Origin of the sequence: Cytobacillus sp. S13-E01, assembly GCF_029193815.1 — a bacterium.
Taxonomy (GTDB): domain Bacteria; phylum Bacillota; class Bacilli; order Bacillales; family Bacillaceae_L; genus Bacillus_BV.
In genome coordinates this window covers 65,842-80,641 of the sequence record NZ_JARFVC010000007.1, presented here as the reverse complement: position 1 = coordinate 80,641, position 14,800 = coordinate 65,842, and the positions used below count along the sequence as shown (strand labels likewise).

The window sequence follows — 14,800 nt, the reverse complement described above, 5'->3', positions numbered from 1 at the left end:
TTGATAATACCACGTTTACCTGAATAATAAACATGCCATTAATTTGTCTCACGACTATATAGTAAGCATTAGCTTTTTATAAAGGAAACTTCCTTCAGTGTGGGTATTCTTTCATCCCCCACTTAGGGTTAGTTGAGCTTATTCGGCTTTTTACGGGCAGTTACTCTCTCGCTTAAACTTCTCCCGAATTATCTAAGTTTTAAAATAATGGTAGTCTTACTGCCCGTTAATGCAGGATAAAAAACAATTCAGATTGGTAAGTGAAATAGTAGGAGAGACAATTAGTTCTAGTATATAATAGGTTAATCCGAATTACTTTAGGAGTGTATCATTTTGGGACAGTTTTTTACGTTACGCCAAATCATTATTCTTTTACTCGTTACTATAGCAGGAGTAATTTTGTCAGTGATTTTTCATATACCATTGGTTTTTGGATTTTTACCGGGTTTTATTTTACTAGTGTTAATGGTGAGAAGCAAACAGGTAAGTATAAAAAGAATATCAGAAATCTGCTTTAAGGGCGTTAATCGTACTAGTGGTGTTATCTGGATATTATTACTTGTAAGCTTTCTATTACCATCGTGGCACTTATCAGGTACAATCGATCAATTAGTTTCTGTGTCCCTACAAATCATCACACCACAGCATTTTTTTCTTATTTCTTTTATTGTCTCACTAGTATTTTCGATGACACTTGGTACATCAGTTGGTACACTGAGTGCAGTTGGAATACCGATTATGAGTAGTGCGATGACAATCGGATTACCGATTGAGATTGCGGCAGGGGCAGTAATATCGGGTGCTTTTGTCGGGGATCGCACATCGCCATTTTCCAGTGCACATCAACTTTTAGCTAATACGGTTGAACTATCAGGAAAAGAACAATTTCGAGCGATGCTTCCTACAACTATATTTGCGATTCTTTTAGGTTTTATTTTCTATGGGATTTTCGATTTTTATATTCAAGAAGCAACTACTAATTTAATATCTGTTAATTGGAACGAATTTTCACTGGCTACCTTTTTACCACCCATTATTTTAATAGTATTTGTTGTCTTACGTTTAAAGATAATTTATGCGTTTTTAGGAAGCATTACGAGCGCAATTTTGTTAGCTTTAATTGAAAAAGTGTCTGGATCTGAAATTATTGGATCATTGTTTTATGGAATAGATGGAATGGGTGGGGGGTTTGTGAACATGTATTTGCTGCTCCTGTTTCTGGCCTTAGCGGGTGCCTATAACGGCCTAATAGAAGAGTTTGGAATCATTCAATCACTGTTGGATCGCTGGTTAGAAACTTCTTTTTCATTAATTGGAGACACTGTTAAAGCAATGGTAGCAACATTAGTCATTTCAATGATCGCCGCAAACCAAACTTTACCGATTATTTTAACAGGTCGTTCGTTTTTACCACATTGGACTAGACGGTATAGTAAAGGTGAGCTTGCCCGTGTAATGGGGGACTCCACGATGCTATTTCCAGGTATGATTCCATGGAGTGTATTAGCGATTATGTGTAGTACGATTATAGGCGTACCATTATCGTCCTACCTTCCATACGCAATTTTTCTATGGATGTTACCTATCCTTTCGTTTGCAGTTTCTATTTACAAACATTTATCACGTAAACCGTACCATTACTCAAAAGCCAGCTAGTAATAATCTCAAGTTTTCATAAACTAGCATCCTAGTGAATATACTCTATGACGAGTTTATATTTTCAGACACTTGTAAATAATGCTAGTAGAGGTGAAAAGGATGCAGTGTAGAGTAAAAGTTTTTGACGAAGAACATGAAAAAGATTTAGAGAAAGCTATGAATACGTTCCTTAAAACAATTGATGAAACACAATTGATAGATATAAAGTATCAAGTTGCTGTATCCTGTGACGAAGTGGAAGGGCAAATCTATTGTTTTTCAGCTCTTGTACTATATAGAGCCTAACAGTTTAGTTAGGCTCTATATAGGGTGTGAAATTTTCAAGGTCTTTTCGAGAATTTACCAGCATTTACACCAGCAAGCCGGCCTGTAACAAGTGCAGAGGTAATGTTGTATCCCCCAGTATAGCCATGTATATCAAGGATCTCCCCACAAAAGTAAAGTCCATTCATTAATTTTGAAGCCATTTCCTTAGGCTGAATTTCTTTAATTGAAACTCCACCACCGGTTACAAATGCTTTTTCAATCGGTAATGTACCATTTACACTAAACTCAAATTGCTTACAGTCTTTAGCAAATGATCGGATACTGTCATGTGGTAAATTTGCAGATGTTACTTGGAGGTCAATCTTGTTTTTGTCAAGTAAAAACAATAAATAACGCTCTGGTAAAAAGCCTTTTAAAATATTTTTAATAGCCTTTTTCGGTTCAGCCTTTGTTTCCCTTAAAATGAATTGGAAAATTTCTTCTTCATTCATATTTGGTAGGGCATCGATACTTACAGTAACTTTATCTACGTTGAATTTTTTCATTGTTTTAATTACATATTGACTGCAGCGTAAAACAGCAGGACCAGAAATGCCAAAATGGGTAAATAGCATGTCCATTGTATGTGTCTTCACAATTTTTCCTTTGGGGTTAAGGACACTTAATGCTACATCACGTAGCGCTAAACCTTGGAGAGTTTTACTTTTTATAAAAGGCTCATTAGATGTGATTGGAACCTCTGTTGGAAATAGCTCTGTTATTGTATGTCCTGCCTTCTTTGCCCAAGCATAACCGTCTCCAGTTGAACCAGTTTGTGGAACCGACTTCCCGCCTACAGCAATTACTAGGCTTTTGGTAGTTATCTGTTCATCATTTTTTAACACTACCCCAGCCACCTGTTCGTCGTTATAGATTACCTTTGAAACAGGAGTGTTCGTACGGATATGTACTTTGTATTTTATTAACTGATCAATTAAAGCATCTACTACTGATTGTGCCTTATCAGTTATTGGAAACATTCTTCCATGGTCTTCTTCTTTTAATTTAATCCCTAATTTTTCAAAAAATCGAATGATATCTTCATTATTGAAGACAGAAAATGCACTATAGAGAAATCGACCATTTCCTGGTATATGTTTAATAATTTCATCAATTGGTAGACGGTTTGTTACATTACAGCGCCCCCCACCGGAGATTGCTAGTTTTCGTCCGAGCTTATCTCCCTTATCTAGGAGCAAAACCCTTGCCCCCTGCTCACCAGCTCCGATAGCAGCCATCAAACCAGAAGGGCCACCACCAATTACTATTACATCGTACTTCATGCAGTCACCACCCATTTTTATCGTATTCTTATTAAGATACCACTAAAGATCAAGAAACAAAAATGATTAGACAGTGCGGGTATTCATAGAGCTAGCACCACTACAAATGTTACCCTAATGTAAAATGGCGTATTTTCTTCTAATAGAAAGTCATTTATTTACGACTTAGTTTTTGAATATGGTACACTATTCATGATTTATTAAGTGAACCCCACCTGAATTGAGGTAGTAATCATGAAAAAAGACTATATTCCAACAATAACAGAAGGACATTATCCAGATAATGCGGGATGGACAGAGGATGACCTTGGCAATGTTTTGCTTTTATCAATTCCGTCGATTTCGGATTTTTTCCATGAGGACATGTTAACCTATGACTATGCTTGGCTTTATAACAAAGAGTTAGATGCTTATATTTTTTGTTTTAAGGTATCTAACGGGAAAGAATTTGGTGTGATTTTTCAAGCAAGGCATGCTGGGAGACTATTACTAGATCAGCAAGCATATGAAGCTTTTACAATTACAATAACAGACCAATCATTTGAGGACATAACTGAAGAAAGTGAATACTTAACTTTCTCAAATATAACTTTATCAAGACAAACTATTGCTGGATGGTGATAAATAGCGTTCGAAGGTAAATCTTGTGGTAAAATATCTAGACAAGTGATTAGTTTGTTACTCCTATTTCCAATGATAATAGAATGGGGAATATTATGGATTCAAAATTGTTACGTGGTACGTTTATATTAACAATCGGTACTTACATATCAAGAATACTTGGGATGATTTATGTTTTTCCATTTGTTGCCTTAGTAGGTGAGGACGGAACAGCATTATTTTCCTATGGATATGCCCAATATACGATCTTTTTGGGTATTGCAACAATGGGATTTCCGATGGCTGTTTCAAAGTTCGTTGCTAAGTATAATGAACTAGGAGATTATCATACAAGTAGACGGTTGTTTAAGTCAGGCTTATTGGTAATGAGTGTAACTGGTTTTATTGCATTTATATTACTTTTTCTTCTTGCTCCCTATATAGCACCAGTTGTGCTAGGTGGTGATAAGCATGCTAATACAGTTGAAGATGTTACCATGGTTATTCGAATGGTAAGTGTGGCATTAATTGCTGTCCCAATCATGAGTATTATTCGTGGGTTTTTTCAAGGAAATCAATCGATGGGACCAACAGCAGTATCTCAAGTAATTGAGCAGCTGGTTAGGGTTATTTTCTTACTATCAGCTAGTTATATTGTAATAAAAGTGGTCGATGGACAAATGGCCACTGCAGTCGGATTTGCAACCTTTGCTGCGTTTATAGGTGCATTAGGTGGACTCGTCGTTCTACTTGTTTATTTAAAAAAACGTAAACCGTATTTCGATGAACTACTCGAAAACAGTAGACCACAAACAGAGCTCAGAACGAAGGATATGTACAAGGAATTATTATCATATGCTGGTCCATTTGTGTTTGTAGCCCTTGCAATCCCTTTGTATAATTATGTAGACAATTTCACATTTAATAAGGCAATGACCTCCATAGGTTTAGGGGATATTACTGAAAATGTCATTGGGATGATAACCTTCTCTATACCAAAACTTGTAATGATACCAGTATCGCTTGCAACAGCCTTTGGTATGACATTGATACCAACGATTACAAGCTCTTTTACGTCTGGAAATTATTCCTTGCTTAGAAATCAAATAGATCAAACTTTTCAAGTGATATTATTTCTAGTACTGCCGGCTGTTGTAGGATTGTCAGTTTTAGCATACCCAACGTTTTCAACATTTTACTCTGCTAACGAACTTGGTGGCCAGATTTTAAGATGGTTTGCACCTGTTGCGATTTTGTTCTCATTTTATACTGTAACCGCAGCTATTTTGCAGGGAATTAATAAGCAGAAACTGGCTGTGATTAGTTTGGTACTAGGTTTATTCGTAAAAATAATCACAAACACCCCACTAATTTATGTATTTGAAGGATTTGGTTCAATCATTGCAACTGCACTAGGGTTCGCTGTTTCAATTGCATATAACTTTTGGATGATTGCTAAACATACAAAATATACATTTTCTTTATTTGTACGTAGATCAGTACTTATGGGTATCTTTGCAGCGATTATGGCTCTTTCGCTTATTCTTGTGCAATGGTTATTCTCATTTAGCATTACATATGATCAAGGAAAAACTCAATCAACTGCTATTTTATTAGTTTGTGTAGTGGTTGGAGCTATTGTTTACTTGTATCTAGCATATAAGTCTCACTTATTATCAAAGCTATTAGGAAAGCGATTTGCTTTTCTTAGCCGGAAAAAACGTAGGCAAAACAATAGTTAATGTAAAAAACAACAATCATACAGAAAAGCGCGTTTATTAAATACGAAATTAGACTATGTAGTCAGGACAAATGTGGGAGTGTTAAAAAGCCTAAAATTTAAAAGAGGCTTAGTCCAAGAGGAGGTAAAACCTTTGAGAATTGATAAGATGTTATCAACTATTGGTTTTGGTAGTAGAAAAGAGGTGAAAAAGCTTTTAAAATCTGGTGCTGTTAAAATCGAAAATGTGATTGTGAAGGATTCAAGTAAGCATGTTGATCCTACGAAAGAGATCGTTACTGTTCACGGAGATGCTGTTGTGTATAAAGAATTTATTTATTTAATGTTAAACAAGCCACCTGGAGTCATTTCAGCTACAGAGGATTCTTCCCAAAAAACAGTGATTGATTTATTAGAAATGGATGATGCGATCTATGAACCCTTTCCAGTTGGACGGCTAGATAAAGACACTGAAGGTCTGCTTTTATTAACAAATGATGGGCAATTATCTCATCAACTACTTTCACCTAAAAAACATGTGCCGAAAATATACTTTGCTGTTATTGAGGGTGTTGTAACAAAAGAAGATATAGAGGAGTTTAAGCAAGGAGTTATTCTTGATGATGGTTATAAAACCCTTCCTGCAGACTTAACGATTTTAAAAGAAGGAATTTCTTCAGATATAGAGGTAACTATAACAGAAGGGAAATTTCATCAGGTTAAACGGATGTTTGAAGCTGTAGGTAAAAGGGTTGTCTACTTGCAAAGGATACAAATGGGACCTTTACGATTAGATCGGACTCTTGAGTTGGGCGAGTATCGTGAACTTACAGAAGAAGAGGTAGAGCTACTAAGAAATGCAAATAATAAAATAGAAAAAGGCTGACCATGGAGTCAGCCTTTTTAAAAAGATAAGAAAGTATAAAAGTTTGTACCTAGTTTTAGTGTCTAGCTCCGGGCGCCATCGGCTCGAGGTCATAAGCCAATCCCTTCCCGAAGGCAAAAAACGCCTTCAGTCAGGGCTCGTCTTATGCTTGTCGCCGAAAGGCGGGCGCCCTGCGCTTTTCTTAATGGAAAGCTCTGTATATGTACGTAGGAGGTTTTTATCTTAAAGCTATGATGTTAACTTAATTTTCTTTTTTGTGGTCGTCCATTTACCACGACTTGGGCTACTAACCAAATCGTTGTATGCTAACACATTTAAGTCACGTTGGATCGTACGAGGAGTTATACCAAATTCATCGACAAGTTCCTGTGTAGACACAGTTCCTTTCTCATTTATAAACATGTAGACTGATTTGATACGGGTTAGCATCCGGTTTGTTGAATTCTTCAAAAAACCACTCCTTATCATTTTTTCGTATGGCACAATACTTTACGATAAGACTCTTTTGATGTAACACTTCTAGTTTACACAATTAATCTGGATATTTCTAGCGTTAAGGGTTAATTTACAAACTATTTACATATTTCTGATTGAAAGAATATCACCATTCCATTAGTTAAAACGTTATTTTATGGGGTATTTTACAATAGCATTGTATCACCTCATTCAATAAGCTTTTACTAATCTATATATTTTAAATCTGAATAGTATGACTATTCCTCGGTAATTTCTTAAAACCCTTCATTTTTTTACATTTTTCTACATAAAAAACTTCCAGTATGTTTCCTTACCAAGTTACAACATACTAAGACGTGAACTATATAGTGAAATAAACGGAGGGGTATATGGAACATAAACAAAGCCTCGTACATTCTAGGGAAGATCTGTATTTTATATTAAGTATCCTTGTAAGTGTAAGTGTTTATATTGCACTTTTGTTTTCTATCATTGGGATTTTCTTTATTGTGTTTATAACACTCTTTTCATTGATTATACATGCGATAATGCTTGGTCAGATAAGAAGGAATGCTATTAGAATCAGTGAGGAACAATTTTCTGAAGTTTATGAGAGTGTCAAACTGTTATGTTCAGAAATGAAGTTAGAAAAAGTCCCAGACATCTATGTAATGGAATCAGGTGGTCTATTGAACGCTTTTGCAACGAGGTTTTTCGGCAAAAGTATGGTTGTCCTATATTCAGATATTTTTGACTTAATTGAAACAGGAAATGAAGACGTGGTTAAATATGTCATTGCGCATGAATTAGCACATATTAAACGACGTCATATTACCACCCAAATGGTTATCCTACCAGCGATGTGGGTCCCCTTTCTAGGGGAAGCCTATTTAAGATCCTGTGAATACACAAGTGATCGTTATGCTGCGTATTATACAAATAGTTTTGAGGCTGCTAAAAATGGACTCACGATACTGGCAATTGGTAAAAAGTTGTATAATCGTGTTAATCACGATGCCTATTTAAAACAAATACAAGATGAATCTGGTTTTTTTATTTGGTTAAGTGAAAAAGTCTCGACGCATCCACACTTACCAAAACGGATCCAAGAAGTAGCTTTATTTATGAACGAAGAATTTCCTTACTATCGTGAAAGAAAACGTAGGGTAGTAATAGGTATAATTAGTCTTTCTCTTGCTTTTCTGATTTTTGTCGTTGGTACTTATATAAGTATTGATAAAATTGTTAATTCATCATTGTGGTCGGATTTTGTACTTGGAGTAGAAGGTTCAACGCCACTTATGGATGCTGCATATGAAGCAGATATTTCTAGAGTTGAGGAATTAATTCAGAATGGTGAAGATGTTAATGCAAGAGATTCCGATGATTCTACAGCCTTACATTGGGCGGTTTATGGAAGTGGTTATTACTATGAAGATGATATCGAGACTGATGCTGGAGCAAAAAGTGTAGAGACGGCTTCTATTCTTTTAGAAGCAGGTGCAGATATAAATGCCCAAGATGTTTATGGATCGACTCCCATAGTAAGTGCTGTAAATTTTGAGAATGTAGAGCTAGTGAAGCTGTTACTCGAATATGGAGCAGACCCATTAATTCAAGATGAAAATGGAATGTCAGCACTTGATTATGCAGAGGATTATCAAAATGAGGAACTATTAAAATTACTAAATCAGCCATAAATCAAAGTTAAACGTTTATTTATTGCTAACAATACTTTAAACAATAGGCTTTGAGCTCACCCGCGATTAAAAAACTTTTATAATGAATGGAATTCATTAACGTGGTTTTGATATAATTTATCTGAGGTGATGTTATTTGCATTCGTTAAGTGAACATGCGAAACAAGAGTTATTTAATGCTCTAAAAGGTAGAAAAACTGGAGTTTTTGTGATAAATGGTAAACTAGTATCAATTGAAGTTGAGAATAATGATCCAGCTTCAATTAGTGGTTTAGAAAAAGATTCATCTCAAAAAATTGATGAATATCCTGAACTAAAAGCTTCTTTGTCAAGATATTTAAACAACCCAGAAATGCCGAGGTATTCTGGAAATGAGTTGAAATCAAAGCGTAATAATTTCTAAATATTTCTTACTACCCTGTCTTCTAAGTTAAAAGCAACAATCTTTCAGAAAAGAGCCTTAATTAAAAGCTAAAAAAATAAAAAACTGAATCAATCGCTGTTGCTAATGTGACAAACCTGTGATAAAAAATTCTAAAGCTTGAGATAAATTTCTTCCTCAGGCTTTTTTGTTTTGCGGATTACTATGTGATTACTGCTGCAAATAATAGTGCTATTCAAAATGTTATTTGAAGTTTTTCCACAGAAACGAACTACTTTAATTAATTTGGCAGTTTTTTTCTTTTTCTTTTTTTGAAAACTTTTCTTTAGATTAATCTTAGTACATAGCGGAGGGAAAAATATATGACATTAGTAGACGTAATTACTAGGGGAATTATCCCACTTCAGCACCGCATTAACTCGGTGGGGTCATGCCCCGCAATCATGGCTACCTTTAACTTGACCAACTAATTTGGTATTGTACACATATAACACATATAGAAATGAGGTACGTAATGAGTAATATTAACTGGATGGATGAAGTACTAAAAAGAAAAGATGAATTGATTAAGGATACCCAAACCTTTTTAAAAATCAAAAGTATTCTAGATGAAGAAAACGGAACAACTACTGCTCCACTTGGAGAAGGAATAGATGAAGCCCTTCAATTTTTATTATCAAAGGGTAGTAAAGATGGATTTACAGCAAAGAATGTAGATGGGTTAGCAGGACACTTAGAATTCGGACAAGGCACGGAGCTAGTAGGAATACTTTGTCATGTTGATGTTGTGCCAGAAGGAGATGGGTGGACAAGCGACCCTTTTGGAGCAGAGATCAGAGAGGGGAAAATCTTTGCTAGAGGTGCCATTGATGACAAAGGCCCTACCATGGCTGCCTATTATGCCATGAAAATTGTAAAAGAGCTAGGACTTCCACTACATAAACGAATTCGAATGATAATCGGAACAGATGAAGAAAGTGACTGGAGATGTGTCGAGCATTATTTTAAACATGAAGAAATGCCGACAATGGGCTTTGCACCAGATGCGGATTTTCCAATCATTTATGCAGAAAAAGGAATATCTGATTTTGATTTAAAGATAGAACCAAATAAAAATCCTAACAAGAGTAAACTAGTGTTAAGGTCATTTCAATCAGGTCGAAGGTATAATATGGTACCTGACTTTGCAGAGGCACGTTTGTCAGCAACTTCAGGAGGAGAAGATTTTTTAAATGAATTTAAGTCATTTATTCAAAGCCGAGAGCTAGTAGGTAAGGGCAATATTGAGGGAGAAACTCTTGTTCTTCAACTAGAAGGACAATCTGCTCATGGAATGGAGCCGAATAATGGTAAAAATGCAGGGCTATTATTAGCTGCCTTTCTAAAAGGATACCAGCTTGATCAAAATGGTTCAGCGTATATTCAGTTTCTAGGTGATTATTTTCATGAAGATTCTCGTGGAAACAAACTTGGGGTAGCTTATTCTGACGAGATAACCGGAGAGCTAACAATTAATGTCGGAAAAATGTCATATTCATCAGAAAGTGGGGGAAGCATTGGACTTAATCTCCGTTATCCTGTTACAAATGATATGGAAGAAACAAAACAAAAAATTGAAAAAGAATGTGAAAAGCATTCCTTTAAACTTACTAATTTCAGTGATTCAAAACCGCACCATGTTGATAAGGATCATGTGTTAGTAAAGACTCTTCAAAAAGTGTATGAAGAGCAAACTGGAGCAGAGGCAACATTGTTATCAATTGGTGGTGGTACATATGCACGTTCATTAAAAGCTGGCGTAGCATTTGGTCCTTTATTCCCTGGACGTCCAGATTCTGCACACCAAAAAGACGAGTATATTATTATTGACGACCTCTTAAGAGCTACTGCAATATACGCACAAGCTATTAGTGAACTTGGAAGCTAGCAACTTCCCTTATTTCTTACAGATATGCTACTATTAGGTAATAGTAATAACCGCTCTCATACATGGGGGGCGGTTTATTAAGTTATGGCTAAATGAGCCACCTAGGAAGGAAGTCAACACATGCAGTTAACATTAAAACGGCCTCTATCTAGCAATGCCAAGCTGAATTTTGCCTCTTTTTATTTTCTCGTATTCTTCGGTTTTGGTGCGCTTTTTCCGCTTTTATCAGTGTATTTAAATGATTCAATTGGCTTATCAGGTACTTAAATAGGGATAATTATGTCGATAAGCCCTGTAGTTACGATTCTAGCTCAACCGCTTTGGGGTATGATGGCTAGTTTATTTTTTGAGCCCTCGCTATATCTAGTGTTTGCGACAATTATTGCTCAAGGATTTTCAGTAGGCTTGTTCATTCCTGCTGCACTACAATATGTAAGAGATATATCTCCAAGCTCTGTAAGAGTAACAGCTGTTTCATTATATTCAGCTGTCGGTAATGGTTTAGGTAGTTGGTTTAGTACATTTGTGGGTGGAATGATTCTAGATGCCTATGATATAAATCATGTGTATCTATTTTATAGTTTGCTAACATTTTCCGGTTTACTACTTTTAATAGTCATTATGCTTATTGATCGTAAAAAGAGATTTAACGTTGTGATTAACTAGAGGAGGCAGTTCCGTAGGGAATTGTTTTTTGAAAAGATAAGAAAGTATAAAAGTTTGTACCTAGTTTTAGTGTCTAGCTCAGGGCGCCATCGGACCTGAGGTCATAAGCCAAGCCCTTCCCGAAGGCAAAGAACGCCTTCAGTCAGGGCTCGTCTTATGCTTGTCGCCGATAGGCGGGCGCGCCTTTCGCTTTTCTTAAAAATAAATGTGAGAAAAGAGAGCTTTGGGCTCTCTTTTCTATAATATTTTATGAAAAATCAAATACATCACTGGATAAATATCGTTCACCCGTATCACAAGCGATACATACGACAACATCTTCTGGAGTAAGGCGCTTAGCCACTTGAATGGCTGCGTAACATGCTGCTCCAGACGAAGGTCCGACAAGAATCCCTTCATCACGTGCTAGACTTCGAGTGATTTCATAAGCCTCTTCATCTTTAATTTTAAAAATTTCATCATACACATTTTGATTTAAAATTTCAGGTATGAAACCCGGGCTTGTGCCAACAAGCTTATGTTTACCTGGCTTCCCGCCTGAAAGGACAGGAGACCCTGCCGGTTCGACTACATGTACGGTTAGATCTTTATAATTTTCTTTTAAAGTCTCACCAGTGCCAGTAATCGTTCCACCAGTACCAGCTGTAGCAACAAACGCTGATAATGGCTTACCAATTTCTTTCATTGCTTCAATTATTTCAACTGCAGTAGTTGTGCGGTGTGCATCAGGGTTCGCACCGTTCTCAAATTGCATAGGTACGAAGCTATCCGGAATTTCTTTTGCAAGTTCATTTGCCTTTTTAATTGCACCTGGCATTTTCTCGTCACCAGGTGTAAGTACGACCCCAGCCCCATACGCTTTTAGTAAGTTAATGCGCTCAAGTGTCATTGTATCAGGCATAACTAGAATGGCCTTGTAGCCTCTAGCCGCTGCATTCATGGCTAATCCAATACCAGTGTTACCGCTAGTAGGTTCAATAATCGTCGAGTTGGCATTTAGCAATCCTTGCTTTTCAGCTTGTATAATCATATTATAGGCTGCTCTGTCCTTAACACTTCCACTAGGATTAAAAAACTCTAATTTTAAATAAATAGAAGCTCCATCAATAGGACCGATTTTATTTAGTTTAACAAGTGGTGTATCTCCAATTAATTCTGCCATATTGTTTACCACACGCATAGATTTCACTTCCTTTTTGAAATATTCCTAGTTCTATTATACATGTAATAACTAATCCTATCTAGTATGTTGGGATTATGGTTAATTTCAAAGAATTAGTTTATCCTAAAACGGTAAAACATTGCTTATAAAAGTATTATGATTCACCTAAATATTAATTGGTATCCATTTGCAAAACGATATTTGTTAAAATAAGCATGACAAAGAAAATTTCGTCAACTTGGGTTATTCAAATAGCTATTTACATTTTAAAAAAAGGGGAGTTATGTATGACACAACAGACACATTTTTTTCTTGCATTATCCTTACCCCAGCATATTCGCGAAGTTCTCCAAAGCTTTAGAGAATTGGTTGAGCCTAAGTTACCGTTTAAATCATGGGTTCATCCGCAGGATTTACATATTACTCTTGCCTTTTTAGGTAAACCGTCGTCTATTGAACAAATTCAAGCTGTTAAGGTTAGGTTAGCTTCAATTATGCCTAGTCATAAAGCATTTCAACTTGAGTTAGAAGGAATTGGTACTTTTGGAAAACCAGAATCCCCAAGAATCTTATGGAGTGGAGTTAAGCAAGAGGATCGTTTAGTTAGTCTTCAAAAAGATGTATATAGAGCATGTACGGAAGTTGGTTTTACTTTAGAGGATCGGCCTTTTACACCACATATTACTTTGGCAAGAAGGTGGAATTCTGAAATCCCTTTTAAAGCGATCGATAAAATCGTCCAGCCAAAAGAGGAATTTACAGCGTTTATTGCAGAACATATTGTCTTATATCAAACACACCTAAAGCGCTTACCAAAATATCAACCACTTTCGATTTATCCACTGGGCAATAAGGAATAGCCCCAGAATAGAAAATGTGATAATATAACGACTAAAATGAAAGGATGTTTACTAAACATCATTATGAATGAGGGCTTTTGGTTCAGCTAGATTTTGTTTAATTAAGGAGGAAACAATGAAAAAAACCTTACTTACTATCCTCCAAATCAGCGTTTTATATGGAATCTATTATGTTGGAAGTTTTATTCAAGCTTTATTGGATTTAACTATTCCGGGTAGTATAATTGGTATGCTTGGTCTCTTTATCCTACTTCAATTTAAAATCGTAAAAGAAAAATGGCTTTCAGAGGGGTCACAATTTTTACTATCTCGTCTTCCACTATTATTTCTACCTGCAACAGTAGGGGTTATCGAGTATATCCCGTTTTTTCAGGGGAAAGGGATCCTAACCGTCCTTATTGTTTTGATAAGTACCTTTTTAGTTATGGTGATTTCTGGAGCGGTAGGGCAGTACATTTCAAAGAAAAAGGAGCAGCGGGAGGAATATGAGAGGAGTTTAGATGCATGAATGCAATTTATGCACTTACTATCATTATAGTAACAGTTTTACTATATAATGGTATGAAGGGCCTATACAAGCGAGTGAATTCTCCTTTATTTGTCCCAATTGCTACAACAACACTCGTTCTCATTATCATCCTATCCCTTCTTAACATGTCCTACAATACGTATATGATAGGTGGAAAATGGATTGATGAGTTACTAGGACCAGCGGTGGTCGCTCTTGCATTTCCACTTTATCAAAATAAAGCTACATTAAAACGATACTTTACACCAATTTTTGTCAGTGTGTTTATTGGCACGATGATTGCTCTTTTTACAGGTATCTATTTTTCACTATTACTTAAAATTGACCAAAAAATTCTAATATCGATTCTTCCGAAATCAGTTACCTCTCCTGTTGCAATGGATATTGCAGATATTATCGGTGGTGTTCCTACACTTGCGGCTGTATATGTTATGATTGCGGGTATATCAGGAGCAATGTTTGGACCGATAATATTAAAAAAATCTGGTATTTCTCACTTCATAGGAGTTGGACTTGGTTTTGGAACATCTGCACATGGAATTGGTACTGCTAAAGCATTAGAAATAGGTAAACGTGAGGCAGCAATTAGCTCTGTTTCAATGATTCTAAGTGCTATTTTCTCAAGTATTTTATATCCATATATTATTCTATTTTTTCTATAGGA

Annotated in this window: 14 protein-coding genes and 1 pseudogene; 12 read left to right on the top strand and 3 right to left on the bottom strand. The window is 35.9% G+C overall.

Annotated features, from left to right (window positions below; all coding sequences use genetic code 11):
- The first annotated feature begins 333 nt into the window (after window positions 1-333).
- Together PY093_RS07160 and PY093_RS07155 are read left to right on the top strand one after the other, a co-directional pair.
- The gene (locus PY093_RS07160) at window positions 334-1,656 is read left to right on the top strand and encodes a Na+/H+ antiporter NhaC family protein (protein ID WP_275645200.1); all 1,323 of its coding nucleotides are present in this window, start codon (window positions 334-336) and stop codon (window positions 1,654-1,656) included.
- Between the two features lie 102 nt (window positions 1,657-1,758).
- Window positions 1,759-1,944 carry a sporulation protein Cse60 gene (locus tag PY093_RS07155; protein WP_275645199.1) on the top strand — a complete coding sequence of 62 codons (186 nt, stop codon included), beginning with the start codon at window positions 1,759-1,761 and terminating at the stop codon, window positions 1,942-1,944.
- Between the two features lie 35 nt (window positions 1,945-1,979).
- Here the strand turns inward: PY093_RS07155 and PY093_RS07150 are convergent, their stop codons facing one another.
- Complete coding sequence (locus PY093_RS07150; protein WP_275645198.1) at window positions 1,980-3,248, bottom strand: BaiN/RdsA family NAD(P)/FAD-dependent oxidoreductase; 1,269 nt, start codon at window positions 3,246-3,248, stop codon at window positions 1,980-1,982.
- A gap of 234 nt (window positions 3,249-3,482) precedes the next feature.
- Between PY093_RS07150 and PY093_RS07145 the strand changes: the two genes are divergently transcribed.
- From PY093_RS07145 to PY093_RS07135, 3 genes are all read left to right on the top strand, one after another.
- Window positions 3,483-3,869 carry a hypothetical protein gene (locus PY093_RS07145; RefSeq protein ID WP_275645197.1) on the top strand — a complete coding sequence of 129 codons (387 nt, stop codon included), beginning with the start codon at window positions 3,483-3,485 and terminating at the stop codon, window positions 3,867-3,869.
- A gap of 95 nt (window positions 3,870-3,964) precedes the next feature.
- Window positions 3,965-5,590, top strand: a complete 1,626-nt coding sequence (locus PY093_RS07140) for a putative polysaccharide biosynthesis protein (protein WP_275645196.1) — start codon at window positions 3,965-3,967, stop codon at window positions 5,588-5,590.
- 132 nt (window positions 5,591-5,722) lie between these two features.
- Window positions 5,723-6,454: a pseudouridine synthase gene (locus PY093_RS07135; RefSeq protein ID WP_345774229.1), complete on the top strand. Its 732-nt coding sequence runs from the start codon at window positions 5,723-5,725 to the stop codon at window positions 6,452-6,454.
- Between the two features lie 228 nt (window positions 6,455-6,682).
- On the opposite strand, the gene PY093_RS07130 is transcribed toward PY093_RS07135, so the two are convergent.
- Complete coding sequence (locus PY093_RS07130) at window positions 6,683-6,904, bottom strand: DeoR family transcriptional regulator (protein ID WP_275645195.1); 222 nt, start codon at window positions 6,902-6,904, stop codon at window positions 6,683-6,685.
- 395 nt (window positions 6,905-7,299) lie between these two features.
- On the opposite strand from PY093_RS07130, the gene PY093_RS07125 reads away from it, so the two are divergent.
- From PY093_RS07125 to PY093_RS07105, 4 genes and pseudogenes are all read left to right on the top strand, one after another.
- A complete protein-coding gene (locus tag PY093_RS07125; RefSeq protein ID WP_275645194.1) occupies window positions 7,300-8,610 on the top strand; it encodes a M48 family metallopeptidase in 1,311 nt (436 codons plus the stop codon).
- A gap of 136 nt (window positions 8,611-8,746) precedes the next feature.
- Window positions 8,747-9,013 carry a hypothetical protein gene (locus tag PY093_RS07120; RefSeq protein WP_275645193.1) on the top strand — a complete coding sequence of 89 codons (267 nt, stop codon included), beginning with the start codon at window positions 8,747-8,749 and terminating at the stop codon, window positions 9,011-9,013.
- A 493-nt stretch (window positions 9,014-9,506) separates the two neighbouring features.
- Window positions 9,507-10,919, top strand: coding sequence for a dipeptidase PepV (pepV, locus tag PY093_RS07115; protein ID WP_275645192.1), 1,413 nt, complete (start codon window positions 9,507-9,509; stop codon window positions 10,917-10,919).
- 276 nt (window positions 10,920-11,195) lie between these two features.
- Window positions 11,196-11,585 (top strand): annotated as a pseudogene (locus PY093_RS07105) (MFS transporter); the annotation flags it as partial.
- 247 nt (window positions 11,586-11,832) lie between these two features.
- On the opposite strand, the gene cysK reads toward PY093_RS07105, so the two are convergent.
- Window positions 11,833-12,765: a cysteine synthase A gene (cysK, locus tag PY093_RS07100; protein WP_275645189.1), complete on the bottom strand. Its 933-nt coding sequence runs from the start codon at window positions 12,763-12,765 to the stop codon at window positions 11,833-11,835.
- A 269-nt stretch (window positions 12,766-13,034) separates the two neighbouring features.
- Here cysK and thpR point away from each other — a divergent pair, with 269 nt between their 5' ends.
- The 3 genes from thpR to PY093_RS07085 all read left to right on the top strand — a co-directional run bounded on the left by thpR (window position 13,035) and on the right by PY093_RS07085 (window position 14,798).
- A complete protein-coding gene (thpR, locus tag PY093_RS07095; protein WP_275645188.1) occupies window positions 13,035-13,607 on the top strand; it encodes an RNA 2',3'-cyclic phosphodiesterase in 573 nt (190 codons plus the stop codon).
- Between the two features lie 115 nt (window positions 13,608-13,722).
- Window positions 13,723-14,115, top strand: coding sequence for a CidA/LrgA family protein (locus PY093_RS07090; RefSeq protein WP_275645187.1), 393 nt, complete (start codon window positions 13,723-13,725; stop codon window positions 14,113-14,115).
- On the top strand, window positions 14,112-14,798 hold the full coding sequence (locus PY093_RS07085) for an LrgB family protein (protein WP_275645186.1): 687 nt from the start codon (window positions 14,112-14,114) through the stop codon (window positions 14,796-14,798). The genes PY093_RS07090 and PY093_RS07085 overlap by 4 nt, the downstream gene beginning before the upstream one ends.
- Window positions 14,799-14,800: the final 2 nt, after the last annotated feature.

What these genes read in the sequence shown, in the direction of transcription:
- pepV (WP_275645192.1), top strand. Translation starts at nt 9,507, where the DNA reads ATGAGTAATATTAACTGGATGGATGAAGTACTAAAAAGAAAAGATGAA.
- PY093_RS07085 (WP_275645186.1), top strand. Translation starts at nt 14,112, where the DNA reads ATGAATGCAATTTATGCACTTACTATCATTATAGTAACAGTTTTACTA.
- PY093_RS07125 (WP_275645194.1), top strand. Translation starts at nt 7,300, where the DNA reads ATGGAACATAAACAAAGCCTCGTACATTCTAGGGAAGATCTGTATTTT.
- PY093_RS07090 (WP_275645187.1), top strand. Translation starts at nt 13,723, where the DNA reads ATGAAAAAAACCTTACTTACTATCCTCCAAATCAGCGTTTTATATGGA.
- PY093_RS07155 (WP_275645199.1), top strand. Translation starts at nt 1,759, where the DNA reads ATGCAGTGTAGAGTAAAAGTTTTTGACGAAGAACATGAAAAAGATTTA.
- PY093_RS07150 (WP_275645198.1), bottom strand. Translation starts at nt 3,248, where the DNA reads ATGAAGTACGATGTAATAGTAATTGGTGGTGGCCCTTCTGGTTTGATG.
- thpR (WP_275645188.1), top strand. Translation starts at nt 13,035, where the DNA reads ATGACACAACAGACACATTTTTTTCTTGCATTATCCTTACCCCAGCAT.
- PY093_RS07140 (WP_275645196.1), top strand. Translation starts at nt 3,965, where the DNA reads ATGGATTCAAAATTGTTACGTGGTACGTTTATATTAACAATCGGTACT.
- cysK (WP_275645189.1), bottom strand. Translation starts at nt 12,765, where the DNA reads ATGCGTGTGGTAAACAATATGGCAGAATTAATTGGAGATACACCACTT.
- PY093_RS07145 (WP_275645197.1), top strand. Translation starts at nt 3,483, where the DNA reads ATGAAAAAAGACTATATTCCAACAATAACAGAAGGACATTATCCAGAT.